This window comes from Streptomyces sp. NPDC016309 (genome assembly GCF_043077235.1).
Classification (GTDB): Bacteria; Actinomycetota; Actinomycetes; order Streptomycetales; family Streptomycetaceae; genus Streptomyces.
This window is the reverse complement of record NZ_JBIBSG010000011.1, coordinates 187737-210492: the sequence shown is the minus strand read 5'-3', so window position 1 is coordinate 210492 and position 22756 is coordinate 187737. Positions and strand designations below refer to the sequence as shown.

Sequence of the window (22756 nt, the reverse complement as noted above, 5' to 3'; positions counted from 1 at the left end):
GCCGTCGACCGGCGTAAATTTACGACGATGGCAAAGTTAGCCCGAGCCACCGTTACTGTCAACATAAAAATGCTACGAGGGTAAGATTGCGTCATGGATACCCAGACGCCGGCCCCGGGGGCCGGACTTCGCGAGACGAAGAAGCAGGAGACACGGCAGCTCATCTCCGACCACGCGACACGGCTGTTCATCGACCAGGGATTCGAGCGAACGACCATCGCCGAGATCGCCGCCGCCGCCCGCGTCGCCAAGAAGACCGTCACCAACTACTTCCCGCGCAAGGAAGACCTGGCACTGGACCACCAGGAGCAGTTCGCCACCTCGCTGGCCCGGGCCGTCGAGGCCCGGCAGCCGGGCGAATCGGCGCTGGCCGCGCTGCGCCGCGCCTTCGCCGAGTCCGTCGCCTCCCAGGACCCGGTCGCCGGGTTCTCCGGCCAGGAGTTCGCCCGCATGATCGCCGACAGCCCCACCCTGAGCACTTGCGTGCGCGGCCTCCACGACCGGCGCGCGCACCACCTCGCTCAGGCGCTCGCCGAGGCCACCGGTGCCCGGCCCGACGACATCACCGTCCGGACCGCCGCCGAACTGCTGGGCACGGTGCACCGCATGCTGTTCCACCGCATCCAGGAGCTCACCCTCGCCGGACACCCCGGCGACCGGATCGCCCGGACCATCACCGCCGAAGCCGACCGGGCCTTCGGCCTCCTGGAACCCGCCCTGTCCGACTACGCCACCGCTTAAGGTCGTGTCCGGAAAGTCTCGCCTGGCCCGCCCTCCGGGCGGACGCCGATACTTTCCGGACACTCCCTAGGACGGCGTCCCGGGTCCGCTCGACGCGGTACACGGAGGAGCGCACCGCCCCGGGGGGCCCGGCCGGAGCCGGCCCCCCGGAGCGGTGTCAGGCCCGCTCGCGGCCGCGCCAGCCGCGTACGCCGAGGGTGACCGCGACCACCGCGACGACCCCCAGCAGCAGCGCCCAGTCCGGCACCACGCGTCCCACGCGGGACGCCCACTCCTCCGCCGCGTACGAGTCGTCGACCGACAGCAGGCCCGGCAGCGCGGTCGTACCGTCGAAGACGAGGAACAGCACGCCCAGGGTGACGAAGAACAGGCCCGACAGCAGCGACGTGCTGTGCGCCTCCCAGCGGCCCACCCGCAGCGCACGCCCCCGCAGCCAGCCGCGCCGCCCCAGGTCGTAGCGGTTCCAGAGCAGGGCCAGCACGAACAGGGGCACCGCCATACCGAGCGCGTACACCGCCAGCAGCAGGCCCCCGTACGCCGGGCTGCCGCTGAGCGCCGCGACCGTCAGGACGCTCCCCAGGATCGGGCCCGCGCAGAACCCGGCCAGCCCGTACACCAGGCCCAGGGCGTACACCGGAAGCGCCGACACGGGCCGGATCCGTCCGCTCACCTCGGTGATCCGGCGCGGGGCGAACCCCAGGCCGGCGGCCTGCGCCAGGCCCAGCGCGATGATCGTCCAGCCGCCGGTGGCGACCAGCAGGTCCCGGTGGCCGTAGAAGAGCCGCCCCGCGAAGGAGCCGGCCGCGCCGAGCGGGACGAGCGTGGTGGCGAGACCGGCATAGAAGATCCCGGTACGGGCGAGGAGCCGGGCCCGGCCGTCGATCGAGTACGCGAAGAACGCCGGCAGGAGCAGTGCGCTGCACGGGCTCAGCAGCGCCAGCAGCCCGCCGAGGAAGGCAGCCAGGTAGCCGATGTCCGTCACCGTCCGGCCTCCCGCGCGGCGGCCTCGATCGCACTTGTGAACGTTTCCATGGGCTGTGCGCCCGCGATCGGCCGGCCGTTCACGAGGAACGACGGGGTGGACGTGGCGCCCAGGGCGTACGCCTGCTCCCGGTCGTCGGCGACGGCCTCGCGCGCCGCCGCGCTGTCGAGGTCGCGGGCGAAGCGGCCGAGGTCGGGGACGCCCGCCGCCCGGGCGAGGGCGGTCACCCGCTCGGGGCCGAAGCCCTGCTCCTTGGCGCCCTCCGCGAAGGCGGCCCGGTGGAACTGACGGAACCGTCCCTGCCGGCCGGCGGCCCAGGCGGCGCGCGCCGCGCGCTCGGACTCCTCGCCGAAGATGGGGAAGTTGCGCCACTCGATGCGCAGGACGCCCCCGTCGACGTACTTCTCGATCAGCTCGGGCTCGGTCTCGCGGGCGTACTTCCCGCAGTAGCCGCACTTGAAGTCGGCGTATTCGATCAGGACGACGGGGGCGTCGGCGCGTCCGACGGCCAGCGGGTCCCCGGCGTCGCGCCGGGCGTACCGCTCCAGTTCCGGATGAACGCCGGCCGGCGCCCCCTCGGAAGCCTCGGCGACGACGGCGGGGGACCGCTCGGCCGGCTTGGTGGCGGTGTACGAGACGAGGCCGAGCAGCGCGGCCGCGACGACGACACCCGCGCCGAGGAGGTACGGCTTGGACGTGGGCATGGGGGAACTCCTGTACGCATGGGGAAATGACCGGCGGGACGAGGGGACGGCACGCCGGCTATACGCGCAGGATCGACAGGTCCTGGGGGGAGGGCGGCGCGAGCGGGGGCGGCCCCCGCTCCGGCCGGACGTCCGGGACCGCGGCGGCCGCGTCCCACGCCGCCCCGTCCGCCGCGCGCGCCACGTGCGGGGCGGACAGCGGCTCGCCCCGGGGACCGGGGCGGGGCGGCACGGCGGGCGTCAGACCGCCCCGGTCGTCGAAGGGATCGCACCCGGGCGGCCGCCCCGGAGCACCGGCCGCGTCCCTGCCACGCACCGCGGGCACCGCGGGCACGGCGGGCACCGCGGGCACGGCGTGTACCGCACCCACCGCACGGGGCGCCGCCCCGCCGGCCTCGTACCCCGGCCACGGACCGGCGCCGGGGCCCGGGCCCGCGAGCAGCAGGGTGCCCAGCAGCACCAGCACGGCGGCCGCGGCGCGGCTCCACCGGTCGCCGGCACAGCGCATGGGCACCGCCTTCCAGGGTCGTCCGGGGGTCATCGACTCGCCGGAAATGGTACGGGGAAATCGGTTCGCCACTCCGTCGCCGCGGGTGAGATCCTGGACCAGGTATGTCTACTTCCTTCGCCGACCTCCAGACCCTGCTGGCCGAGGTCTCGCTGCGCGACGCGCACCGGCTCGGCCGCCGTCTCGAAGGCGCCCGCCGCATCCGCAAGCCCGAAGCCCGGCAGGCCGTGCTGGACGAGATCGCCGCCGAGGCCGGGAAGGCGGCCACCCGTACCGCCGAGCGCGCGGCGCGCGTGCCGGAGGTCTCGTACCCCGAACAGCTTCCGGTCAGCCAGAAGAAGGACGCCATCCTGGAGGCGATACGCGACCACCAGGTCGTGATCGTCGCCGGTGAGACGGGGTCCGGCAAGACGACCCAGATCCCCAAGATCTGCCTGGAGCTGGGCCGCGGGGTGCGCGGCATGATCGGCCACACGCAGCCGAGGAGGCTCGCCGCCCGCACGGTCGCCGAGCGGGTCGCGGACGAACTGAGGGCGCCCCTGGGCGAGGCCGTCGGCTGGAAGGTCCGCTTCACCGACCAGGTGAACCAGGACGCGACCTTCATCAAGCTCATGACCGACGGCATCCTGCTCGCCGAGATCCAGACGGACCGCGAGCTGCGCGCCTACGACACGATCATCATCGACGAGGCGCACGAGCGCAGCCTCAACATCGACTTCCTGCTCGGCTACCTGGCCCAGCTCCTCCCCAAGCGGCCCGACCTCAAGGTCGTGATCACCTCCGCGACCATCGACCCCGAGCGCTTCTCCCGCCACTTCGGCGACGCGCCGATCGTCGAGGTCTCCGGCCGTACGTACCCGGTCGAGGTGCGCTACCGCCCGCTCCTGGAGGACGACTCCGAGGAGTCCGACCGCGACCAGATCACCGCCATCTGCGACGCGGTCGACGAGCTCCAGGCCGAGGGCCCGGGCGACATCCTGGTCTTCCTCTCCGGTGAGCGCGAGATCCGCGACACGGCGGACGCGCTGGTCAAGAAGAAGCTGCGGAACACCGAGGTCCTCCCCCTCTACGCGCGCCTCTCGCACGCCGAGCAGCACCGGGTCTTCCAGGCGCACTCCGGCCGCCGGATCGTCCTCGCGACGAACGTGGCCGAGACCTCGCTGACGGTCCCCGGCATCAAGTACGTCATCGACCCCGGCACCGCCCGCATCTCCCGCTACAGCCACCGCACCAAGGTGCAGCGCCTGCCGATCGAGCGGATCAGCCAGGCCAGCGCCAACCAGCGCAAGGGCCGCTGCGGCCGTACGTCGGACGGCATCTGCATCCGGCTGTACGACGAGGAGGACTTCCTCGCCCGTCCGGAGTTCACGGACGCCGAGATCCTCCGGACGAACCTGGCGTCGGTCATCCTCCAGATGACGGCCGCCGGGCTGGGCGACATCGAGAAGTTCCCCTTCATCGACCCGCCGGACCACCGCAACATCCGCGACGGCGTGCAGCTCCTCCAGGAGCTGGGGGCGATCGACCCGGCGCAGAAGGACCCCAAGAAGCGGCTCACGCCAGCGGGCCGCAAGCTCGCCCAGCTCCCCGTCGACCCGCGGCTGGCCCGGATGGTGCTGGAGGCCGACAAGAACGGCTGCGTCCGCGAGGTCATGGTCATCGCGGCGGCCCTGTCGATCCAGGACCCGCGCGAGCGGCCGGCCGAGAAGCAGGCGCAGGCCGACCAGCAGCACGCCCGCTTCAAGGACGAGACGTCCGACTTCCTGGCGTTCCTGAACCTCTGGCGGTACATCCGCGAGCAGCAGAAGGCGCTGTCGTCGTCCGCGTTCCGCCGGATGTGCAAGTCGGAGTACCTCAACTACCTGCGCATCCGCGAATGGCAGGACATCTATACGCAGTTGCGTACGGTCGCCAAGCAGATGGGCATCCATCTCAACGACGAGGACGCTCCCGAGGACCGCGTGCACGTCTCGCTGCTCGCCGGTCTGCTCTCCCACATCGGGATGAAGGACGTGAAGACCGCCGGGGGGGAGGGCGGGAAGAACACGGCGAAGAACGAGTACCTGGGCGCTCGCAGCGCCAAGTTCGCGGTCTTCCCCGGTTCCGCGCTCTTCAAGAAGCCGCCCCGCTTCATCATGTCCGCCGAGCTGGTGGAGACCTCCCGGCTGTGGGCGCGGGTCAACGCGAAGATCGAGCCCGAGTGGATCGAGCCGCTGGCCGGCCACCTCCTGAAGCGCACGTACAGCGAGCCGCACTGGGAGAAGGACCAGGCGGCGGTGATGGCGTACGAGAAGGTCACCCTGTACGGCGTGCCGATCGTCGCCCAGCGCAAGGTGAACTACGGGCGCATCGACCCGGAGGTCAGCCGGGAGCTGTTCATCCGCAACGCCCTGGTGGAGGGCGACTGGCGCACCCACCACAAGTTCTTCGCGGACAACCGCAAGCTGCTGACCGAGGTAGAGGAGCTGGAGCACCGGGCACGGCGCCGCGACATCCTCGTGGACGACGAGACGCTGTTCGACTTCTACGACCAGCGGGTGCCCGAACACGTCGTGTCGGGCGCGCACTTCGACTCCTGGTGGAAGCACAAGCGCCAGGAGGAGCCGGACCTGCTCGACTTCGAGCGCGAGATGCTCATCAACGAGAAGGCGGGCGCGGTCACCAAGGCCGACTACCCCGACTCGTGGCGGCAGGGCGCGCTCACGTTCCGGGTGACGTACCAGTTCGAGCCGGGCGCGGACGCGGACGGCGTCACCGTGCACGTCCCGCTCCAGGTGCTGAACCAGGTCACCGACGAGGGCTTCGACTGGCAGATCCCGGGCCTGCGCGAAGAGGTCGTCACCGAGCTGATCCGCTCGCTGCCCAAGCCGGTGCGCCGCCACTACGTCCCGGCGCCCAACTACGCCAAGAAGTTCCTGGAGCGGGCGGTGCCGCTCCAGGAGCCGCTGACCGTGACGCTCGCCCGCGAGCTCCAGCGGATGGTCGGCGTCCCGGTGGACGCGGACGACTTCGACCTCTCCCGGGTCCCCGACCACCTGAAGATCACTTTCCGGATCGTCGACGAGCGGCGCCGCAAACTGGCCGAGGACAAGGACCTGGAGGCGCTGAAGCTCCGGTTGCGGCCCAAGGCCCGGCAGGCGCTCTCCAAGGCCGCCCAGGCCGCCACGGCGGGCCCCTCGGGCTCGGGGCAGTCCCTGGAGCGCACGGGGCTGACGGACTGGACGATCGGCACGCTCACCAAGGTCTTCGAGACCCGCCGGGCCGGCCAGCCCGTCAAGGCGTACCCCGCCCTCGTCGACGCCGGTGAGACCGTGTCCGTACGGCTCTTCGACACGGAGGCCGAGCAGGCGCGGGCGATGTGGCGCGGCACCCGCAAGCTGATCATGCTGAACATCCCGGTGAACCCGGCCAAGTTCGCCTCCGACCGGCTGACGAACCAGCAGAAGCTCGCCCTCTCCCGCAATCCGCACGGCTCCGTGCAGGCGCTGTTCGACGACTGCGCGACCGCCGCCGCCGACCGGCTGATCGCCGAGCACGGCGGCCCGGCGTGGGACGAGGAGTCCTTCAGGAAGCTGTACGACAGGGTCCGCGCCGACCTGGTCGAGCTGACGATCCGCACGGTGGACCAGGTGCAGCAGGTCCTGGCGGCCTGGCAGGCCTGTGAGCGCCGTCTGAAGGCCACGAACAGCCTGGTGCTGGTGAACAACGTCCAGGACGTGCGCGAGCAGCTCGCGGCCCTCGTGCCGCCCGGTTTCGTGACCGCGACCGGGCTGCGGCGCCTGCCGGACCTGATGCGCTACCTGGTGGCGGTGGACCGGCGGCTCCAGCAGATGCCCACCTCCGTCCAGCGCGACACCACGCGCATGGAGAAGGTCCACGAGATGCGGGACGAGTACGCCTGGCTGCTGGAGCAGCTCCCCAAGGGCCGCCCGGTGCCGCAGGAGGTCCTGGACATCCGCTGGATGATCGAGGAGCTGCGCGTCAGCTACTTCGCGCACGCCCTGGGGACGGCGTACCCCGTCTCGGACAAGCGCATCATCAAGGCGATCGACGCGGCGGCGCCCTGACGGGCGTGAGGGGACGGTCGCCGGGAGTGAGGTCGACCGGACCCTCTGACCTGCTGTACAGTTTGGTTCGCAGCCGCACGACGGCCGCAAACCAAGGTCCTGTGGAGCAGTTGGTTAGCTCGCCACCCTGTCAAGGTGGAGGTCGCGGGTTCAAGTCCCGTCAGGATCGCAGAGAGCAGTGACAGAAGGGCCCGTATCCCCCAGGGATGCGGGCCCTTCTGTCGTGCGCCTTGACGCGGTCATCCGCCACCGGTACCCAAGCAACAGGGAATCGGGGGCCCTTCACCGGAGGTGACGCGCATGGCGGCGGCATCCACAGCCAGGCACGAGACACGCGCACTGCTCCGCGCCCATCTGGCGGCCGCTTCCGGCTACCGCCACATCACCCGCCACTGCCCCGTCTGCCACCGCCTCCTGAGACTGGCCATGGAGTACCCGGACGCGTCCGAGGAGGAGCGGGAGGGCGCCGAACGGGCGGTCGAGGAGGAGCCGGCCGAGCCGGAGGACGAGGCCGGACGGGTGTGACGCGAGTCACGAAATACGTTTTGAAAACCGCTCAACTTACACCCTCCCTACAACAGCCCGATTTAATATGTGCAATTGCACCTTCCGGGAGGACCTCCGTCGGAGTGCCCATGGGGCGGCCCTCGACACAAAAAAGATCGCGCTGGACCCGGCGGAGTCCAGCGCGATCGGTGACGGGGCCCGTTGGGGCGGGCTCCCATCGGTGGAGCTAGGGGTGGGCGGCCCGGGTTGGGGGACCCGGAAATGCCCGGTTCATACAGGGTGTTCAGGCCTCGCTGCGCTGCTGCGGAATGCCCGCCAGCAGGGCGCGGACCTCTGCCTCGCGGTACCGGCGGTGTCCACCAAGCGTGCGGATGGACGTGAGCTTGCCCGCCTTTGCCCAGCGGGTCACCGTCTTCGGGTCCACGCGGAACATCGTGGCAACCTCAGCGGGGGTCAGCAGCGGCTCGGCATCAGGGGTGCGAGCGGTCATGAGCGGCCTCCTCGGGAGAACCGAACCTTCTCGGTTCTTTCCTCTAAATTCTGCACCTTGACCCGCGTTGCCCGAAATGGCGGACGCGAGCCGAGTCGGTTATAGGACGAACGGCTTGTCCTCGGCACTACAACTACACCATCTGTCCAGCCACGTTCGGCCAAACCGATGGAATTGCCCTCTCAGGTGTCCATCAGCGGCGGAAGCCGATGGACCATGCCATAGCGGACAGTCACGTCACAGTGACGATCAGTCACAGAGCGATCAGGAGCCACCAGACCCCCCATAGCGTGCAATGCTGAGCCTTCCGCCCATAGGTGGACGGAAGGAGCCCTCCCCGGACTCCTTGTCCTATTTTGGCATGAGGTTGGGCGATGGGCGCAAGAGCCCAGTTAGTGCTATCCATCACGCTTGACACAAAGGCCCGGATCGGGACCAAGGGCCCGACCGGACGTCGCCGCGGGCCGGCTGCACCCCGCAGCGAGATCATGCGGGAGATCGGCCGCCGGGTCCACAGCCGGGACCCCGGACCGCCGGCGCGACCCCGGCCGGCGACATCATGTCAGTTGGCGTGCTGCCGGTTCCGTACCGAACGCCAGCGCTCCGTCAGCCGCTCGTAGGCCTCCCCGGCCCCCGCGCCGTCACCGGCGCGCAACGCCGCCAGCCCGGCCGCCACGTCCGCCGCCGACCGGTCGTCGGCCAGGAACTCCTCCGGCAGCGCGTGCACCAGGCCCCCGTAGTCCAGCTCGACCAGCGAGCGCGGGTGGAACTCCTCCAGCCACCGCCCCACGTCGACCAGACCCTCCGTCAGCGGACCCTCCTCCAGCGCGTCCCGCAGCGTCTTCAGCGCCCGCGCCACCCGCCGCCGCGCCTGCACCATCGGCGTCCGGTACCGCAGCCCCGGCGCCTTGCCCGGGCCGCCGGGGGCGACGTACTCCCGCTCCTCGTCCGCGAACAGCGCGAACCACCGCACCGGGACCTGCCAGAGCTCCGAGCGGATCCACGGCCGGGCGTCCGGGTTCCGCTCCCGCCACCGCTCGTGGTCCGCCTCCGCCTGGCCCCGCACCACCGGCGGCACCGCCGCGTCCAGCACCGACGGCGGCAGCAGCCCGGGCAGCTCCTCCAGGGCCAGCCACCCGCGCAGCCGGGTCCGCCACGGACACACGCACACCACCCCGTCCACCTCCGCGACGAACGCGTCGGCGCTCTCCCGCACGGGCACCACCACGGGCGGGGTGGCCAGCAGGCCGGCGAGCGAGCGGCGCAGCTCGTCCTGGGCGGTCGGGGCGGTCCCGCGGCGCGCGTAGCGGGCCCAATGGCCGCGCTCCGGCTCGGGGAAGGCCGCCAGCGGCTCGTACACGCGCAGGTACGACGCGTAGGGGACGAGGACCGAGGAGAGGGCGGGCATGCCCGAATCCTTCCACGCCCGTACTCCGCGAGGGGGTGATCCGCCGCACTCGCTCTCATCTACGCGCAGGTAGGACTTACTCTCTTGCCGTCAAGGTCCTCCCCCACCCGCAGGAGGGCCTCATCCGCCGCTTCGTACTTGGGAGTCACCACCGTGACCGATGTGACCGACGGCGTCCTGCACACCCTGTTCCGCTCGGAGCAGGGGGGCCACGAACAAGTCGTGCTGTGCCAGGACCGCGCCTCCGGCCTCAAGGCCGTCATCGCCATCCACTCCACCGCTCTGGGCCCCGCCCTCGGCGGTACCCGCTTCTACCCGTACGCCTCCGAGGAAGACGCCGTCGCCGACGCGCTGAACCTGTCCCGGGGCATGTCGTACAAGAACGCCATGGCCGGTCTGGAGCACGGTGGCGGCAAGGCCGTGATCATCGGTGACCCGGAACTGATCAAGACCGAGGAACTGCTGCTGGCCTACGGCCGGTTCGTCGCCTCCCTCGGCGGCCGGTACGTGACGGCCTGCGACGTCGGCACCTACGTCGCCGACATGGACGTCGTCGCCCGGGAGAACCGCTGGACCACCGGCCGCTCCCCCGAGAACGGCGGCGCCGGCGACTCCTCCGTCCTGACCGCCTACGGCGTCTTCCAGGGCATGCGCGCCTCCGCCCAGCACGCCTGGGGCGACCCGACGCTGCGCGGCCGCAAGGTCGGCGTCGCCGGTGTCGGCAAGGTGGGCCACTACCTGGTGGAGCACCTGCTGGAGGACGGCGCCGAGGTCGTCATCACGGACGTGCGCGAGGAATCGGTTCGCCGGATCACGGAGAAGTTCCCGCAGGTCACGGTGGTCGCGGACACCGACGCGCTGATCCGCACCGAGGGCCTGGACGTCTACGCCCCGTGTGCGCTCGGCGGCGCGCTGAACGACGACACCGTTGCCGTACTGACGGCGAAGGTGGTGTGCGGCGCGGCCAACAACCAGCTCGCGCACCCCGGCGTCGAGAAGGACGTCGCGGACCGCGGCATCCTCTACGCGCCCGACTACGTCGTCAACGCCGGTGGCGTGATCCAGGTGGCCGACGAGCTCCACGGGTTCGACTTCGACCGGTGCAAGACGAAGGCCGCGAAGATCTTCGACACCACGCTGGCGATATTCGCACGTGCGAAGGAAGACGGCATTCCGCCGGCCGCCGCGGCCGACCGGATCGCCGAGCAGCGCATGGCGGAGGCCCGCCGGGGGTAGCTCCCGGTGAGTCGCGGTGAGCCGTGGTCGACGGCGACGACCCGCCGGCCGGCTCGACCATGTCCCCCCGCAGGGAGACATGGCTCACGCCGGTCGGCGGGTCGACCCGCGAGAAGGGGTTAAAATCGCAGCTGACCAGCGAGGACGGGGCTCCTCGTCGGTCCTGCTCCGAGGCGCGTCATGCGGGCGGCGTACCGTATGGCCGCGGAAGCAGGTACCGTTGAAGCCCTACGGGCCGGTCTCTCCGCGGAGAGTCCGTTCCGACTCATGAACGCGTGTCAAGACTCTGGGGCCGTCGAGCCCCGTCACCGAGGGGGTCGAGCCATGGGGCGCGGCCGGGCCAAGGCCAAGCAGACGAAGGTCGCCCGCCAGCTGAAGTACAACAGCGGCGGGACTGACCTGTCGCGTCTGGCCAGCGAGCTGGGCGCTTCTACTCCGCAACCGCTCTCGCAGCCGCCGAACGGCGAGCCTTTCGAGGACGACGACGAGGAAGACGACCCGTACGCCCGCTACGCGGAGCTGTACAACGACGACGATGACGAGGACGAGGAGTCCGGTCCGTCGTCACAGCGTCGCGGTGCTTGACGCCTGATTTCCACTCGACCCGGTCCGGGGCCCGCCCCGGACCGGGTTCTGTGCTGCTCAGGCGGAGTAGTCCCCGACCAGCTCGGCACCGGTGGTGTGCTCGCCGCGCTCGGTGATCTCACCGGCGACCCAGGCGTCGACGCCCCGGTCCGCCAGCGTGGTCAGGGCCACCTCGGCCGACTCGGCGGGGACGACCGCCATCATGCCGACGCCCATGTTCAGGGTCTTCTCCAGCTCCAGCCGCTCCACCCGGCCGGCCCGGCCGACCAGGTCGAACACCGCGCCGGGCGCCCAGGTCGACCGGTCGACCGTGGCGTGCAGCCCGTCCGGGATCACCCGGGCGAGGTTCGCGGCCAGGCCGCCGCCGGTGATGTGGCTGAACGCGTGCACGTCGGTGGTCCGGGTGAGCGCCAGACAGTCCAGCGAGTAGATCTTGGTGGGCTCCAGCAGTTCCTCGCCGAGCGTCCGGCCGAACTCCTCGACCTGCTGGTCCAGGCGCATGCCCGCCCGGTCGAACAGCACATGGCGGACGAGCGAGTACCCGTTGGAGTGAAGGCCGGAGGACTCCATGGCGATGACCACGTCCCCCGTACGGATGCGATCGGCGCCCAGCAGGCGGTCCGCCTCCACCACGCCCGTACCGGCACCGGCGACGTCGAAGTCGTCCGGGCCCAGCAGGCCGGGGTGCTCGGCGGTCTCGCCGCCGACGAGGGCGCAGCCGGCCAGGACGCAGCCCTCGGCGATGCCCTTCACGATGGCGGCGACCCGCTCGGGGTGGACCTTGCCGACGCAGATGTAGTCCGTCATGAACAGCGGCTCGGCGCCGCACACGACGATGTCGTCCATGACCATCGCGACCAGGTCGTGGCCGATCGTGTCGTAGACGCCCATCCGGCGGGCGATGTCGACCTTCGTACCGACACCGTCGGTGGCGGAGGCCAGCAGCGGGCGCTCGTAGCGCAGAAACGCGGAGGCGTCGAAGAGGCCGGCGAAGCCGCCCAGGCCGCCGAGGCCGGCGACCTCGGGGCGCTGCGTCTTCTTCACCCACTCCTTCATCAGCTCGACGGCGCGGTCGCCCGCTTCGATGTCGACGCCCGCGGCTGCGTAGCTGGCACCGGTGGTCTCAGTCTCAGACATGACTGTGAGAACTTTCGTGTCGTACTGCAGGGATTGCGGGTGGTCCTACGGGCGGCGGAGGGCGTCGGCCGCGGCCGTGGCGGCCGGACCGGCGGCCAGCTCGGTCTCCAGGAGCTGCTTGCCGAGCAGCTCGGGGTCCGGCAGTTCCATCGGGTACTCACCGTCGAAGCAGGCGCGGCACAGCTTCTGCTTCTCGATGGTGGTGGCCGCGATCATGCCGTCGATGGAGATGTAGGAGAGGGAGTCGGCGCCGAGGGACTTGCCGATCTCCTCGACCGTCATGCCGTTGGCGATCAGCTCGGCCCGGGTGGCGAAGTCGATGCCGAAGAAGCACGGCCACTTTACCGGCGGGGAGGAGATCCGGATGTGGACCTCGGCGGCCCCGGCCTCGCGGAGCATCCGGACGAGCGCGCGCTGGGTGTTGCCGCGGACGATCGAGTCGTCGACGACCACCAGGCGCTTGCCCTTGATGACTTCCTTCAGCGGGTTCAGCTTCAGGCGGATGCCGAGCTGGCGGATGGTCTGGGACGGCTGGATGAAGGTCCGGCCGACGTACGCGTTCTTCACCAGGCCGGCGCCGAACGGGATGCCGCTGGCCTCCGCATAGCCGATCGCGGCGGGCGTGCCGGACTCCGGTGTCGCTATGACCAGATCGGCGTCGACGGGCGCCTCGGCGGCCAGCTTGCGGCCCATCTCCACCCGGGAGAGGTACACGTTCCGGCCGGCGATGTCGGTGTCCGGGCGGGCCAGGTACACGTACTCGAAGACACAGCCCTTGGGCTTCGCTTCCGCGAATCGCGAGGTGCGGATGCCGTTCTCGTCGATCGCGATCATCTCGCCCGGCTCGACCTCGCGGACGTAGGCGGCACCGCAGATGTCGAGGGCGGCGGACTCGGAGGCGACCACCCAGCCGCGCTCCAGCCGGCCGAGGACCAGCGGGCGGATGCCCTGCGGGTCACGGGCGGCGTAGAGGGTGTGCTCGTCCATGAAGACCAGCGAGAAGGCGCCCCGGACCTCGGGAAGGACCTTGGCGGCCGCCTCCTCGATGGTCAGCGGCTTGCCGTCGTCGTCGACCTGGCCCGCGAGGAGCGCGGTGACGAGGTCGGTGTCGTTGGTGGCCGCCACCTGCGTGGCACGCCCGTCCTTCTTGGGGAGGTCGGCGACCATCTCGGCGAGCTGGGCCGTGTTGACCAGGTTGCCGTTGTGGCCGAGCGCGATGGAGCCGTGGGCGGTGGCCCGGAACGTCGGCTGCGCGTTCTCCCACACGGAGGCACCGGTGGTCGAGTAGCGGGCGTGACCGACCGCGATATGACCCTGGAGGGAACCGAGGGAGGTTTCGTCGAAGACCTGGGAAACCAGGCCCATGTCCTTGAAGACGAGGATCTGGGAGCCGTTGCTGACCGCGATTCCCGCGGATTCCTGACCCCGATGCTGGAGGGCGTAGAGCCCGAAGTACGTGAGCTTTGCGACCTCTTCACCCGGAGCCCAGACACCGAAGACGCCGCAAGCGTCCTGGGGGCCCTTTTCGCCGGGAAGCAGATCGTGATTGAGTCGACCGTCACCACGTGGCACGCCACCGAGTGTAGGCGAGATCGACCACTGGTCCGAATTGGGGACGGACCCGGGGCCGAGGCGCTGAGGCGAGGATTCCGCCCGGCCCGCCGACGGGTGGCTCCCGGACCCACCGCTGGTCAGCCGCCGTTCCCCGGCCGGACGGGCGCCGATCAAGCGCTGACCAGGCCTTGAGCGGGTCCATGGCGGGTTCGCCCGGGGCATCCGGGGGCGGCCCGGCGGGCGGTCCGCGGCCGCCGCGGACCGGTGCCCGCCGCCACGGGGCCCACCGGGTGTGACGGACCTCGCAGCGGGGCCGGATGTTACCGGGCGGTGGGGGCGCCTGTCGCCCGCTTTTCCGCGCCGCCCGTGTGCCCGTCCGCGCCGTCGGCACCCGCCGCGAAGCCGGTCCCGCCCGGGGCGGTGACCGTGAGGGAGCGGTGGTCGATCACGTACCCGACCTTGCCCTTCATCACCTTGAGCAGGGCCTGCTCCAGCTCCATCGCCGGGCCCGCGCAGAGCTTGCGGGTGGTGACGACGCGGCCGAACGTCAGCGTCCCGCGGTCGCTGGTGACGGAGGCGCTGAACTGGTTGCAGCCGAGGTTCCCGCGTACGGAGTGGTCCTTGCCGAACACCAGGGACGCCTTGCCCTCGGTGCCGGGCGGCAGGGAGGTGGCGGCCTTGCCGGCGATCAGCGAGTCCACCGTCCACCTGGTGCCGGTGAGCGGCGCCGGGGGCTGCTCGCTCAGCCGGACCGTGTCGCCCCCGGCGGTGGTCAGCGTCAGCCGCCCGTCGGTCAGTTCGGCCGTGAGGCGCCCGGTGAGGGTGGCGCCGAGGGCGTCCTCGAAGCTCTGGAGGGGCTCGGGGCAGCCGATCTCGGTGATCCCGGTGTCGCTGAGGGTGACGGTGTCGCCCTCGACGGTGGCCTTCGCGGTGAAGTGGTTGCAGCCGAGGTTGCCCTTGGCCCGGCCGCTGCCGTCGATCGCGAGGTGCGCGCCGGCCGGGGCATCGGTCCGCCTGCCGTCCACGGTGACGCTCTCGACCGTCCAGTGCACGCCGGTGACCGGGACGTCGGGGCGTACGGAGCCGCTGCCGTCGCCCGCGCCCGCGCGCCCGCCCTCGCCGCAGGCGGTGACCGCGAGGGCGAGGAGCGGGACGAGCGCGGCCGCGGCGGCCCGGGCGGGGCGCTGCTGCTTCTTCGGCTGGGTCGGCATGGTCGTCTTCGTCGGCATGGTGATGGGACGGACCGGGCGCGGGCCCGGTTCCGTCGCGGGGCCGTACGGGGGGTGCGGGGCGCTCAGCCGAGCACGGGCAGATGGGCGGAGATGTCCGCCCGTTCGCCGCTCGCGTGGACCCGGGCCGCGGACAGGGCGTCCGCCCAGGCCGTACGTCCCGTGGCGAGCCGGATCCAGGTCAGCGGGTCGGTCTCGACGACGTTGGGCGGCGTCCCGCGCGTGTGCCGGGGCCCCTCGACGCACTGCACCACCGCGTGCGGCGGCACCCGTACCTCCACCGAGGCACCCGGCGCCTTCCCCGCCAGCGCGTCGGCGAGCAGCCGGGTGCAGGTGGCGAGCGCACCGCGGTCGTACGGGACGTCGAGCCCGGTCGCGTCGTTCAGGTCGTCGGTGTGGACGATCAGTTCGACGGTCCGGGTGACCACGAAGTCGGCCAGGCGCACGCCCCCGAAGCGGGTGACGACCAGCCGGTCGTCCGGGGCCTCCAGGGCGGCGGCGAGCCCCCGCGCGGTCTCCTCGTACAGCGCGGCGAGGGCGGCCGGGTCCCGCGCGCCCGCCTCGGCGATCTCCCGGGTGTCGTGGTCGACGTCCCCGGCGAACCGGCGGGTGGCGAGCGGCCACTCCAGCAGGGTCAGGTCGCGGGTGGGCGGCGGGGGCGCCTCCACCCCGCGGATGAGCGACCGCATCGCCATGGTGACGTGCGCGGCCAGTTCACGGACCGTCCACTCCCCCAGCCTGGTCGGCCGCCCGAGCTGCTCGGGCGTGAGGGACAGGACCCCCCGGTGGACGTGGTCGAACTGCGCGAGCACGGCGGCCCGGGTCTTCGCCGGGTCGTAACTACGGGTTCGCTGGGTGCGCTTGGCCGGTGGCATGGGGTGAGGTTAGCCCTCCGCCGCATGACACGGCAGTGGGTGCGGGCGGACGATGGGAGAGGACGGCAACGACGGGTACGAAAGGCGGGAAACGACCATGAGCGAACACCCGGACAGTGCCCTGGTGCGCCAGGGATACGACGCCTTCACCAAGGGCGACATGGCGACCCTCGGCTCCCTGATGATGTCCGACTGCGCCTACCACCTGCCGGGGTCGAGCCAGGTGTCCGGCCACGCCAAGGGCCGTGACAACGTCCTGGCCCTGTTCGGCAGGCTCTTCGAACTGACCGGTGGGTCACTGCGCGTCGAGCTCGGCGGCGTCTTCGTGGACGGGCGCGGGCACGCCGTCACGTCCCACAAGTGGTTCGCCGAGCGCGGGGACCGCGGGATCGAGATGAGGGGCGGGCTCGTCTTCACGATCGTCGGCGGGAAGTTCACCGACATCGACGAGTGCGTCGAGGACATCGACGAGACGGACGCCTTCTGGGACACGCCCGCCTGACGGTGCCCGCCCGCACGACGGGCTCACGGCACGGCGGCCCCGCCGGGCCGGGACGGCGGGAGCCCCCGTCCCGGCCGGGCGGCCGGAGCGGGGGCTCCGGGAGCGGACGCGTCAGGCCAGCAGGCCCGGGATGGTCGCCTCGTACGCCGTGCGCAGCTCACCCAGCGTGACGGCGAACTCGCCCTGGACGTCGAGCTCGTCGCCGTCCACGACACCGATGCGGGTCGCGGGCAGACCGCGCGCACCGCACATGTCGGTGAAGCGGAGCTCCTCGCTGCGCGGGGCGGCCACGACCGCGCGGCCGGCCGACTCGCTGAACAGGAACGTGAACGCGTCCAGCCCGTCGGGGACGACCAGGCGCGCACCCTTGCCCCCGCGCAGGCAGGACTCGACGACCGCCTGGACGAGGCCGCCGTCCGACAGGTCGTGGGCGGCGTCGATCATGCCGTCACGGGAGGCGGCGATCAGGATCTCGCCGAGCAGCTTCTCGCGGTCCAGGTCCACCTGGGGCGGCAGGCCGCCGAGGTGTCCGTGGACGACCTCGGACCAGGCCGAGCCGCCGAACTCCTCACGCGTGTCGCCCAGCAGGTAGAGGAGCTGGCCCTCCTCCGCGAAGGCGATGGGCGTACGGCGGTTCACGTCGTCGATCACACCGAGGACGGCGACGACCGGCGTCGGGTGGATCGCCACGTCACCGGTCTGGTTGTACAGCGAGACGTTGCCGCCCGTGACCGGCGTGCCCAGCTTCTGGCAGCCGTCCGCCAGGCCGCGGGTGGCCTCGGCGAACTGCCACATGACCGCCGGGTCCTCGGGCGAACCGAAGTTCAGGCAGTCCGAGACGGCCAGCGGCTTGGCACCGGAGGCGGCCACATTGCGGTACGACTCCGCCAGCGCGAGCTGCGCCCCGGTGTACGGGTCGAGCTTGGCGTACCGGCCGTTGCCGTCCGTGGCGATCGCCACGCCGAGGTTCGTCGCCTCGTCGATGCGGATCATGCCGGCGTCCTCGGGCTGGGCGAGAACGGTGTTGCCCTGCACGAACCGGTCGTACTGGTCGGTGATCCACGCCTTGGAGGCCTGGTTGGGGTGGGCGACCAGCCGGAGGACCTGCTCGCGCAGCTCCGCGCCGGAGGCGGGCCGGGGCAGCGCGCCCGCGTCGTCCGCCTGGAGCGCGTCCTGCCACTCCGGGCGGGCGTAGGGGCGGTGGTAGGTCGGGCCCTCGTGGGCGACGGTGCCCGGGGGCACGTCCACGATCTGCTCGCCGTGCCAGAAGATCTCCAGGCGGTCGCCGTCGGTCACCTCACCGATCACGGTGGCGATGACGTCCCACTTCTCGCAGATCTCCATGAAGCGGTCGACGTGCTGCGGCTCGACGATCGCGCACATGCGCTCCTGCGACTCGCTCATGAGGATCTCCTCGGGCGAGAGCGACGCGTCGCGCAGCGGCACGGTGTCCAGCTCGACGCGCATGCCGCCGGTGCCGGCGGAGGCGAGCTCGCTGGTCGCGCAGGACAGGCCCGCGCCACCGAGGTCCTGGATGCCCGCGACGAGCTTCTCCCGGAAGATCTCCAGGGTGCACTCGATGAGGAGCTTCTCCTGGAACGGGTCGCCGACCTGCACCGCCGGCCGCTTGGTCGGCTTGGTGTCGTCGAACGTCTCCGAGGCGAGGACCGAGACGCCGCCGATGCCGTCGCCGCCCGTGCGGGCGCCGTACAGGATGACCTTGTTGCCGGGGCCGGAGGCCTTGGCGAGGTGGATGTCCTCGTGCTTCATCACGCCGATGCAGCCGGCGTTGACCAGCGGGTTGCCCTGGTAGCAGGAGTCGAAGACGACCTCGCCGCCGATGTTGGGCAGGCCCAGGCAGTTGCCGTAGCCGCCGATGCCCGCGACGACGCCGGGCAGGACGCGCTTGGTGTCGGGGTGGTCGGCCGCGCCGAACCGCAGCGGGTCGACGACCGCGACCGGGCGGGCGCCCATGGCCAGGATGTCGCGCACGATGCCGCCGACGCCGGTGGCCGCGCCCTGGTAGGGCTCGATGTACGAGGGGTGGTTGTGCGACTCGACCTTGAAGGTCACCGCGTACCCCTGGCCGACGTCGACGACGCCCGCGTTCTCGCCGATGCCGACGAGCATCGCGTCGTTCTCGGGGGCCTTCTCGCCGAACTGCTTCAGGTGGACCTTGCTGCTCTTGTACGAGCAGTGCTCGGACCACATGACGGAGTACATGGCGAGCTCGGCACCGGTGGGACGGCGGCCGAGGATCTCGCGGATGCGCGCGTACTCGTCCTCCTTGAGGCCGAGCTCCTTCCAGGGCTGCTCGCTGTCCGGCGTCTCGGTGGCGTGCTTGACGGTGTCGAGGGTCATCAGGCGTCGACCAGCTTCTTGAGGATCGAGGTGAAGAAACCGAGGCCGTCCGTCTTGCCGGTGCCGACCAGCGGCTCGACGGCGTGCTCGGGGTGCGGCATGAGGCCGACCACGTTGCCGGCGGCGTTGGTGATGCCCGCGATGTCGCGCAGCGAGCCGTTGGGGTTGACGTCCAGGTAGCGGAAGGCGACCCGCCCCTCGGCCTCCAGCTCGTCGAGCACGCGCTCGTCGGCGACGTACCGGCCGTCCATGTTCTTGAGCGGGACCTCGATCTCCTGGCCCTGCTCGTAGTCGGCGGTCCAGGCGGTCCCCGCGTTCTCCACCCGCAGCTTCTGGTCGCGGCAGATGAAGTGCAGGTGGTTGTTGCGCAGCATCGCGCCGGGCAGCAGGTGCGACTCGGTCAGCACCTGGAAGCCGTTGCAGATGCCCAGGACCGGCATACCCGCCCTGGCCTGCTCGATGATCGTGTCCATCACCGGCGAGAACCGGGAGATGGCTCCGGCGCGCAGGTAGTCGCCGTAGGAGAAGCCGCCCGCCAGGACGACCGCGTCGACCTGCTTGAGGTCCTTGTCGCGGTGCCAGAGCGAGACGGGCTCCGCGCCCGCGAGCCGGACCGCGCGCAGCGCGTCCCGGTCGTCGAGCGTCCCGGGGAAGGTGACGACCCCGATACGAGCGGTCACGACTCCACCTTCACGACGAAGTCCTCGATGACGGTGTTGGCGAGGAACGTCTCGGCCATCTCGTGGATGCGGGCGAGGGCGGCGTCATCGACCGGCCCCTCCACATCGAGCTCGAAACGCTTTCCCTGACGGACGTCGGCGATCCCCTCGAAACCGAGGCGGGGCAGTGCGCGCTGCACCGCCTGGCCCTGCGGGTCGAGGATCTCCGGCTTGAGCATGACGTCGACTACGACGCGTGCCACTGGCACTCCCGGTGGTGTGTTGCGTGGGCGGTTCCCTCAGCGTACCTGTCTCCAAAATCTACGCGAGTAGACATCTGGAGGTCCCTACAAATGCCCCGGAGAACCGACCCGGAACCGCCGGGAAAAATCCCGGAAAAAAATGACCCCGGCCATTGCCGCCGGACACGCTGATGCAATTGGCTGGGCTTCACAATGTCACGCGTTCCGCTGTACAAAGGAATACAGAGGAAAGCAGCATTGCCCCTCAACAGCCGTAAATCCGGTATCGCCGCACGTCCGACGGGGAAACCACCGCGCCGGACAGGCCTGGGCGGCACACCGCGGGAAAGGACCGATATCCGTGGCGCAGCGCGTAGTGGTCACGCTCTTCGACGACATCGACGGAGGGGAAGCGGCGGAAACGGTCACCTTCGGCCTCGACGGTAAGACGTACGAGATCGACCTCAATCCCGCCAATGCAAAGAAACTGCGCACGGCCCTCGCGCCGTACCTGGCGGCCGGCCGCAGACGCTCCGCCCGGGGCGACGGCGGCCGCGGCGGCGCGGGCACGTCCCGCGCCGACTACACCCGCACCTCGCTCGAACCCGACCCGGCGGCCGTCCGCGCCTGGGCGCAGTCCAACAAGATGGACGTCCCCGCCCGCGGCCGGATCCCCAAGCGGGTCTACGAGGCCTTCCGCGAGGCGAGCTGACACCGGGGGAACGCCCCCGGACCGAGACCCCGGCGCCTCCCCCCGGCCGGCTTCCCGGACGCCGAGTTGCGCACCACCCCTGGTGATCCGCTAGAGTCTGGATCACGCCGAGGGGCAAGGCCGAAAGGCCCGAACCTCACGGAGCGTGCGGGTGTAGTTCAGTAGTAGAACATCCCCCTTCCAGGGGGAAGGCGCAGTGTGCGATCCCTGTCACCCGCTCTGCATCGCTTACCTCCCACTCTTGTGGATCAGGTACAGTGGTGTTCGCACCGCCCGGTGAAAGCCGGTCGGGAGCACTGCGGACGTGGCTCAGTTGGTAGAGCATCACCTTGCCAAGGTGAGGGTCGCGAGTTCGAATCTCGTCGTCCGCTCAGAGTGCGAAGGCCCCGGTCATCCCGACCGGGGCCTTCGGCGTTCCCCGAGCCCTCCGGCGGCCCGCCCGATGACATTTGTCATCGCGGACCGGTGACGGCGCGACCTGCCCTCGCCGTCCGGGCGGTACGAGCCTGGGGACATGACCAACGTGATTGAGGCGGAGGACGTCCGGCGCGGCTACGCGGGCGGGTTCGAAGCCGTGAGCGGGATCACCTTCTCCGTGGCACCCGGCGAGGTCTTCGCCCTGCTGGGCACCAACGGCGCCGGCAAGACCTCCACGGTCGAACTGCTGGAGGGCCTCGCCCGGCCGAGCGGCGGCACCGTGCGGGTCCTCGGGCACGACCCGTACACCGAACGCTCCGCCGTCCGGCCCCGGATCGGCGTGATGCTCCAGGAGGGCGGCTTCCCGGCCGACCTCACCGTCACCGAGACCGTACGCATGTGGGCCGGCTGCACCACCGGTGCCCGGCCGGTGCCCGAGGCGCTGGAGATGGTCGGGCTCGGCGGCCGGTCCCGGGTGCGCGTCAAGCAGCTCTCCGGCGGCGAGAAGCGGCGGCTGGACCTGGCCCTGGCCCTCCTCGGCCGCCCCGAGGTGCTGTTCCTGGACGAGCCGTCGACCGGGCTGGACGCCGAAGGGCGGCGCGACACCTGGGAATTGGTGCGCCGGCTGCGGGACGGCGGCACCACGGTGCTGCTCACCACGCACTACCTGGAGGAGGCCGAGACGCTCGCCGACCGGCTGGCGATCATGCACCGGGGGCGGATCGTCACCGCCGGGACGCCCGGCGAGGTGACGGCCGCCCGGCCCGCGCGCATCCGCTTCACCCTGCCCGAAGGGGTCCCGGCCGGCCGGCTGCCGCTGTCGCTGCGGGCCGCCGCGACGGGACGGGACGTCGAGATCCGTACGCACGAGCTCCAGGACACGCTCGGTGAACTGCTGCTGTGGGCCCGCGATACGGGCGTACGGCTCGAAGGGCTCGACGCCCGGTCCGCCTCCCTGGAAGAGGCCTTCCTCGACATCGCGCGTGACGAAACGGTGGGTGTGTGACATGGCGACCACGACGACGGACCGTCTGGCCGCGCTGGGCCGGGCCGAACTGACGCTCCTGGTCCGTAACCGGTACGCGCTGTTCACGGCGCTGCTGATGCCCTTGCTGATGGTGGGCGTGCTGCGGTCCTCCCTCAACCAGGTGGACCTCGACGAGGCCGGGATGAGCGCCCTGGAGGCGGCCATGAGCGGCGGCATCGTGATGATGCTGATCCTCGTCGTCTACCTCAACCTCGTCTCGGCGTACGTGGCGCGGCGCGAGGAGCTGGTGCTCAAGCGGCTGCGCACGGGCGAGGCCTCCGACCGGGAGGTCCTCCTCGGGACCGCGCTGCCCGCGGTGGTGCTGGCGGTGGCGCAGAGCGTCCTGATCGTGGTGGCGGGGGTGGCGTTCCTCGGCATGGGGGCGCCGCGGCGGCCCGAACTGCTCGTCGGGGGCGTGCTCGCGGGGGTGGTGATGCTGATCGCGCTGGCCGGCGCGACGGCGGCCCTCACCCGCACCGTGGAGAGCGCGCAGATCACCACCATGCCGCTGTTCCTGGTCTCGGCGATGGGCTCCGGGCTGTTCGTCCCGCTGGAGATCCTCCCCGACACGGTGTCCTCGGTGTGCGAACTGCTGCCGCTGACGGGTGTGATGACCCTCGTACGGGCCGGCTGGCTGGGCGGCGGGAGCGGCGCCGGGGAACTGGCCGGGGCGGCGCTGACGGCAGTGGCCTGGACGGTGATCTCGGTGTTTGCTGTGCAGCGGTGGTTCCGCTGGGAGCCACGGCGCTGAGGGCCGGCGCGGGACGGGCGCAACGCGACCGGACGCGGGCGGTACCCGGGGGCCGGCCGGCC

General features: G+C 71.3%; 21 protein-coding genes and 3 tRNA genes. 12 read left to right on the top strand and 12 right to left on the bottom strand.

The window, feature by feature from the left end:
• Positions 1 to 93 precede the first annotated feature (93 nt).
• On the top strand, positions 94 to 741 hold the full coding sequence (locus tag ACF068_RS26820; protein WP_392276856.1) for a TetR/AcrR family transcriptional regulator: 648 nt from the start codon (positions 94 to 96) through the stop codon (positions 739 to 741).
• 157 nt (positions 742 to 898) lie between these two features.
• Here the strand turns inward: ACF068_RS26820 and ACF068_RS26815 are convergent, their stop codons facing one another.
• Genes ACF068_RS26815 through ACF068_RS26805 form a run of 3 tightly spaced genes read right to left on the bottom strand, consistent with a single transcriptional unit; the run spans position 899 to position 2968 of the window.
• Positions 899 to 1723: a cytochrome c biogenesis CcdA family protein gene (locus ACF068_RS26815; RefSeq protein ID WP_392276855.1), complete on the bottom strand. Its 825-nt coding sequence runs from the start codon at positions 1721 to 1723 to the stop codon at positions 899 to 901.
• Positions 1720 to 2427 carry a DsbA family protein gene (locus ACF068_RS26810; RefSeq protein WP_392276854.1) on the bottom strand — a complete coding sequence of 236 codons (708 nt, stop codon included), beginning with the start codon at positions 2425 to 2427 and terminating at the stop codon, positions 1720 to 1722. The genes ACF068_RS26815 and ACF068_RS26810 overlap by 4 nt, the downstream gene beginning before the upstream one ends.
• Before the next feature lie 58 nt (positions 2428 to 2485).
• Positions 2486 to 2968 carry a hypothetical protein gene (locus tag ACF068_RS26805; protein ID WP_392276853.1) on the bottom strand — a complete coding sequence of 161 codons (483 nt, stop codon included), beginning with the start codon at positions 2966 to 2968 and terminating at the stop codon, positions 2486 to 2488.
• Positions 2969 to 3039: 71 nt separating this feature from the next.
• Between ACF068_RS26805 and hrpA the strand changes: the two genes are divergently transcribed.
• The 3 genes from hrpA to ACF068_RS26790 all read left to right on the top strand — a co-directional run bounded on the left by hrpA (position 3040) and on the right by ACF068_RS26790 (position 7527).
• Positions 3040 to 7002: an ATP-dependent RNA helicase HrpA gene (gene hrpA, locus ACF068_RS26800; protein ID WP_392276852.1), complete on the top strand. Its 3963-nt coding sequence runs from the start codon at positions 3040 to 3042 to the stop codon at positions 7000 to 7002.
• A gap of 95 nt (positions 7003 to 7097) precedes the next feature.
• Positions 7098 to 7171: transfer RNA gene (locus tag ACF068_RS26795), tRNA-Asp, on the top strand.
• A 131-nt stretch (positions 7172 to 7302) separates the two neighbouring features.
• Entirely contained in the window at positions 7303 to 7527 is a 225-nt protein-coding gene (locus ACF068_RS26790) for a DUF6274 family protein (protein WP_392276851.1), read from the top strand.
• Positions 7528 to 7792: 265 nt separating this feature from the next.
• Here ACF068_RS26790 and bldC read toward each other — a convergent pair whose 3' ends face one another.
• Positions 7793 to 7999 carry a developmental transcriptional regulator BldC gene (bldC, locus tag ACF068_RS26785; RefSeq protein ID WP_003949541.1) on the bottom strand — a complete coding sequence of 69 codons (207 nt, stop codon included), beginning with the start codon at positions 7997 to 7999 and terminating at the stop codon, positions 7793 to 7795.
• A 562-nt stretch (positions 8000 to 8561) separates the two neighbouring features.
• Positions 8562 to 9407, bottom strand: a complete 846-nt coding sequence (locus tag ACF068_RS26780) for a hypothetical protein (protein ID WP_392276850.1) — start codon at positions 9405 to 9407, stop codon at positions 8562 to 8564.
• A gap of 153 nt (positions 9408 to 9560) precedes the next feature.
• On the opposite strand from ACF068_RS26780, the gene ACF068_RS26775 reads away from it, so the two are divergent.
• A complete protein-coding gene (locus tag ACF068_RS26775; RefSeq protein WP_392276849.1) occupies positions 9561 to 10643 on the top strand; it encodes a Leu/Phe/Val dehydrogenase in 1083 nt (360 codons plus the stop codon).
• Between the two features lie 324 nt (positions 10644 to 10967).
• Complete coding sequence (locus ACF068_RS26770) at positions 10968 to 11228, top strand: DUF3073 domain-containing protein (RefSeq protein ID WP_126886811.1); 261 nt, start codon at positions 10968 to 10970, stop codon at positions 11226 to 11228.
• 57 nt (positions 11229 to 11285) lie between these two features.
• On the opposite strand, the gene purM is transcribed toward ACF068_RS26770, so the two are convergent.
• The 4 genes from purM to ACF068_RS26750 form a co-directional block, all read right to left on the bottom strand.
• A complete protein-coding gene (purM, locus tag ACF068_RS26765; RefSeq protein ID WP_392276848.1) occupies positions 11286 to 12365 on the bottom strand; it encodes a phosphoribosylformylglycinamidine cyclo-ligase in 1080 nt (359 codons plus the stop codon).
• Positions 12366 to 12410: 45 nt separating this feature from the next.
• Entirely contained in the window at positions 12411 to 13937 is a 1527-nt protein-coding gene (gene purF / locus ACF068_RS26760; protein WP_392276847.1) for an amidophosphoribosyltransferase, read from the bottom strand.
• A 302-nt stretch (positions 13938 to 14239) separates the two neighbouring features.
• On the bottom strand, positions 14240 to 15148 hold the full coding sequence (locus tag ACF068_RS26755) for an META domain-containing protein (protein WP_392276846.1): 909 nt from the start codon (positions 15146 to 15148) through the stop codon (positions 14240 to 14242).
• 65 nt (positions 15149 to 15213) lie between these two features.
• A complete protein-coding gene (locus ACF068_RS26750; RefSeq protein ID WP_392276845.1) occupies positions 15214 to 16023 on the bottom strand; it encodes a sterol carrier family protein in 810 nt (269 codons plus the stop codon).
• A gap of 97 nt (positions 16024 to 16120) precedes the next feature.
• On the opposite strand from ACF068_RS26750, the gene ACF068_RS26745 reads away from it, so the two are divergent.
• Positions 16121 to 16525 (top strand): nuclear transport factor 2 family protein, encoded by a 405-nt coding sequence (locus tag ACF068_RS26745; protein WP_392276844.1) that lies wholly within the window; start codon positions 16121 to 16123, stop codon positions 16523 to 16525.
• A gap of 111 nt (positions 16526 to 16636) precedes the next feature.
• Here the strand turns inward: ACF068_RS26745 and purL are convergent, their stop codons facing one another.
• From purL to purS, 3 genes are read right to left on the bottom strand one after another with little or no spacing between them, the layout of a single operon-like run.
• Positions 16637 to 18886, bottom strand: a complete 2250-nt coding sequence (purL, locus tag ACF068_RS26740) for a phosphoribosylformylglycinamidine synthase subunit PurL (protein ID WP_392276843.1) — start codon at positions 18884 to 18886, stop codon at positions 16637 to 16639.
• On the bottom strand, positions 18886 to 19566 hold the full coding sequence (purQ, locus tag ACF068_RS26735; RefSeq protein WP_392276842.1) for a phosphoribosylformylglycinamidine synthase subunit PurQ: 681 nt from the start codon (positions 19564 to 19566) through the stop codon (positions 18886 to 18888). The genes purL and purQ overlap by 1 nt, the downstream gene beginning before the upstream one ends.
• Entirely contained in the window at positions 19563 to 19808 is a 246-nt protein-coding gene (gene purS / locus ACF068_RS26730) for a phosphoribosylformylglycinamidine synthase subunit PurS (protein WP_073756364.1), read from the bottom strand. The genes purQ and purS overlap by 4 nt, the downstream gene beginning before the upstream one ends.
• A 340-nt stretch (positions 19809 to 20148) precedes the next feature.
• On the opposite strand from purS, the gene ACF068_RS26725 reads away from it, so the two are divergent.
• The 5 genes from ACF068_RS26725 (at position 20149) to ACF068_RS26705 (ending at position 22694) form a co-directional block, all read left to right on the top strand.
• Positions 20149 to 20499 carry an Lsr2 family protein gene (locus tag ACF068_RS26725; protein ID WP_392276841.1) on the top strand — a complete coding sequence of 117 codons (351 nt, stop codon included), beginning with the start codon at positions 20149 to 20151 and terminating at the stop codon, positions 20497 to 20499.
• A gap of 147 nt (positions 20500 to 20646) precedes the next feature.
• Positions 20647 to 20718, top strand: a tRNA-Gly gene (locus tag ACF068_RS26720).
• A gap of 79 nt (positions 20719 to 20797) precedes the next feature.
• Positions 20798 to 20870: transfer RNA gene (locus ACF068_RS26715), tRNA-Gly, on the top strand.
• A 143-nt stretch (positions 20871 to 21013) separates the two neighbouring features.
• The gene (locus ACF068_RS26710; protein ID WP_392276840.1) at positions 21014 to 21922 is read left to right on the top strand and encodes an ABC transporter ATP-binding protein; all 909 of its coding nucleotides are present in this window, start codon (positions 21014 to 21016) and stop codon (positions 21920 to 21922) included.
• A 1-nt stretch (position 21923) separates the two neighbouring features.
• On the top strand, positions 21924 to 22694 hold the full coding sequence (locus tag ACF068_RS26705; RefSeq protein WP_392276839.1) for an ABC transporter permease: 771 nt from the start codon (positions 21924 to 21926) through the stop codon (positions 22692 to 22694).
• Positions 22695 to 22756 lie beyond the last annotated feature (62 nt).

Bases quoted from the DNA above. Each gene is read 5' to 3' on its own strand.
- ACF068_RS26820 (WP_392276856.1), top strand. From the start codon at position 94: ATGGATACCCAGACGCCGGCCCCGGGGGCCGGACTTCGCGAGACGAAG.
- ACF068_RS26810 (WP_392276854.1), bottom strand. From the start codon at position 2,427: ATGCCCACGTCCAAGCCGTACCTCCTCGGCGCGGGTGTCGTCGTCGCG.
- ACF068_RS26805 (WP_392276853.1), bottom strand. From the start codon at position 2,968: ATGACCCCCGGACGACCCTGGAAGGCGGTGCCCATGCGCTGTGCCGGC.
- hrpA (WP_392276852.1), top strand. From the start codon at position 3,040: ATGTCTACTTCCTTCGCCGACCTCCAGACCCTGCTGGCCGAGGTCTCG.
- ACF068_RS26790 (WP_392276851.1), top strand. From the start codon at position 7,303: ATGGCGGCGGCATCCACAGCCAGGCACGAGACACGCGCACTGCTCCGC.
- bldC (WP_003949541.1), bottom strand. From the start codon at position 7,999: ATGACCGCTCGCACCCCTGATGCCGAGCCGCTGCTGACCCCCGCTGAG.
- ACF068_RS26780 (WP_392276850.1), bottom strand. From the start codon at position 9,407: ATGCCCGCCCTCTCCTCGGTCCTCGTCCCCTACGCGTCGTACCTGCGC.
- ACF068_RS26770 (WP_126886811.1), top strand. From the start codon at position 10,968: ATGGGGCGCGGCCGGGCCAAGGCCAAGCAGACGAAGGTCGCCCGCCAG.
- purM (WP_392276848.1), bottom strand. From the start codon at position 12,365: ATGTCTGAGACTGAGACCACCGGTGCCAGCTACGCAGCCGCGGGCGTC.
- ACF068_RS26755 (WP_392276846.1), bottom strand. From the start codon at position 15,148: ATGCCGACGAAGACGACCATGCCGACCCAGCCGAAGAAGCAGCAGCGC.
- ACF068_RS26750 (WP_392276845.1), bottom strand. From the start codon at position 16,023: ATGCCACCGGCCAAGCGCACCCAGCGAACCCGTAGTTACGACCCGGCG.
- ACF068_RS26745 (WP_392276844.1), top strand. From the start codon at position 16,121: ATGAGCGAACACCCGGACAGTGCCCTGGTGCGCCAGGGATACGACGCC.
- purL (WP_392276843.1), bottom strand. From the start codon at position 18,886: ATGACCCTCGACACCGTCAAGCACGCCACCGAGACGCCGGACAGCGAG.
- ACF068_RS26710 (WP_392276840.1), top strand. From the start codon at position 21,014: ATGACCAACGTGATTGAGGCGGAGGACGTCCGGCGCGGCTACGCGGGC.
- ACF068_RS26705 (WP_392276839.1), top strand. From the start codon at position 21,924: ATGGCGACCACGACGACGGACCGTCTGGCCGCGCTGGGCCGGGCCGAA.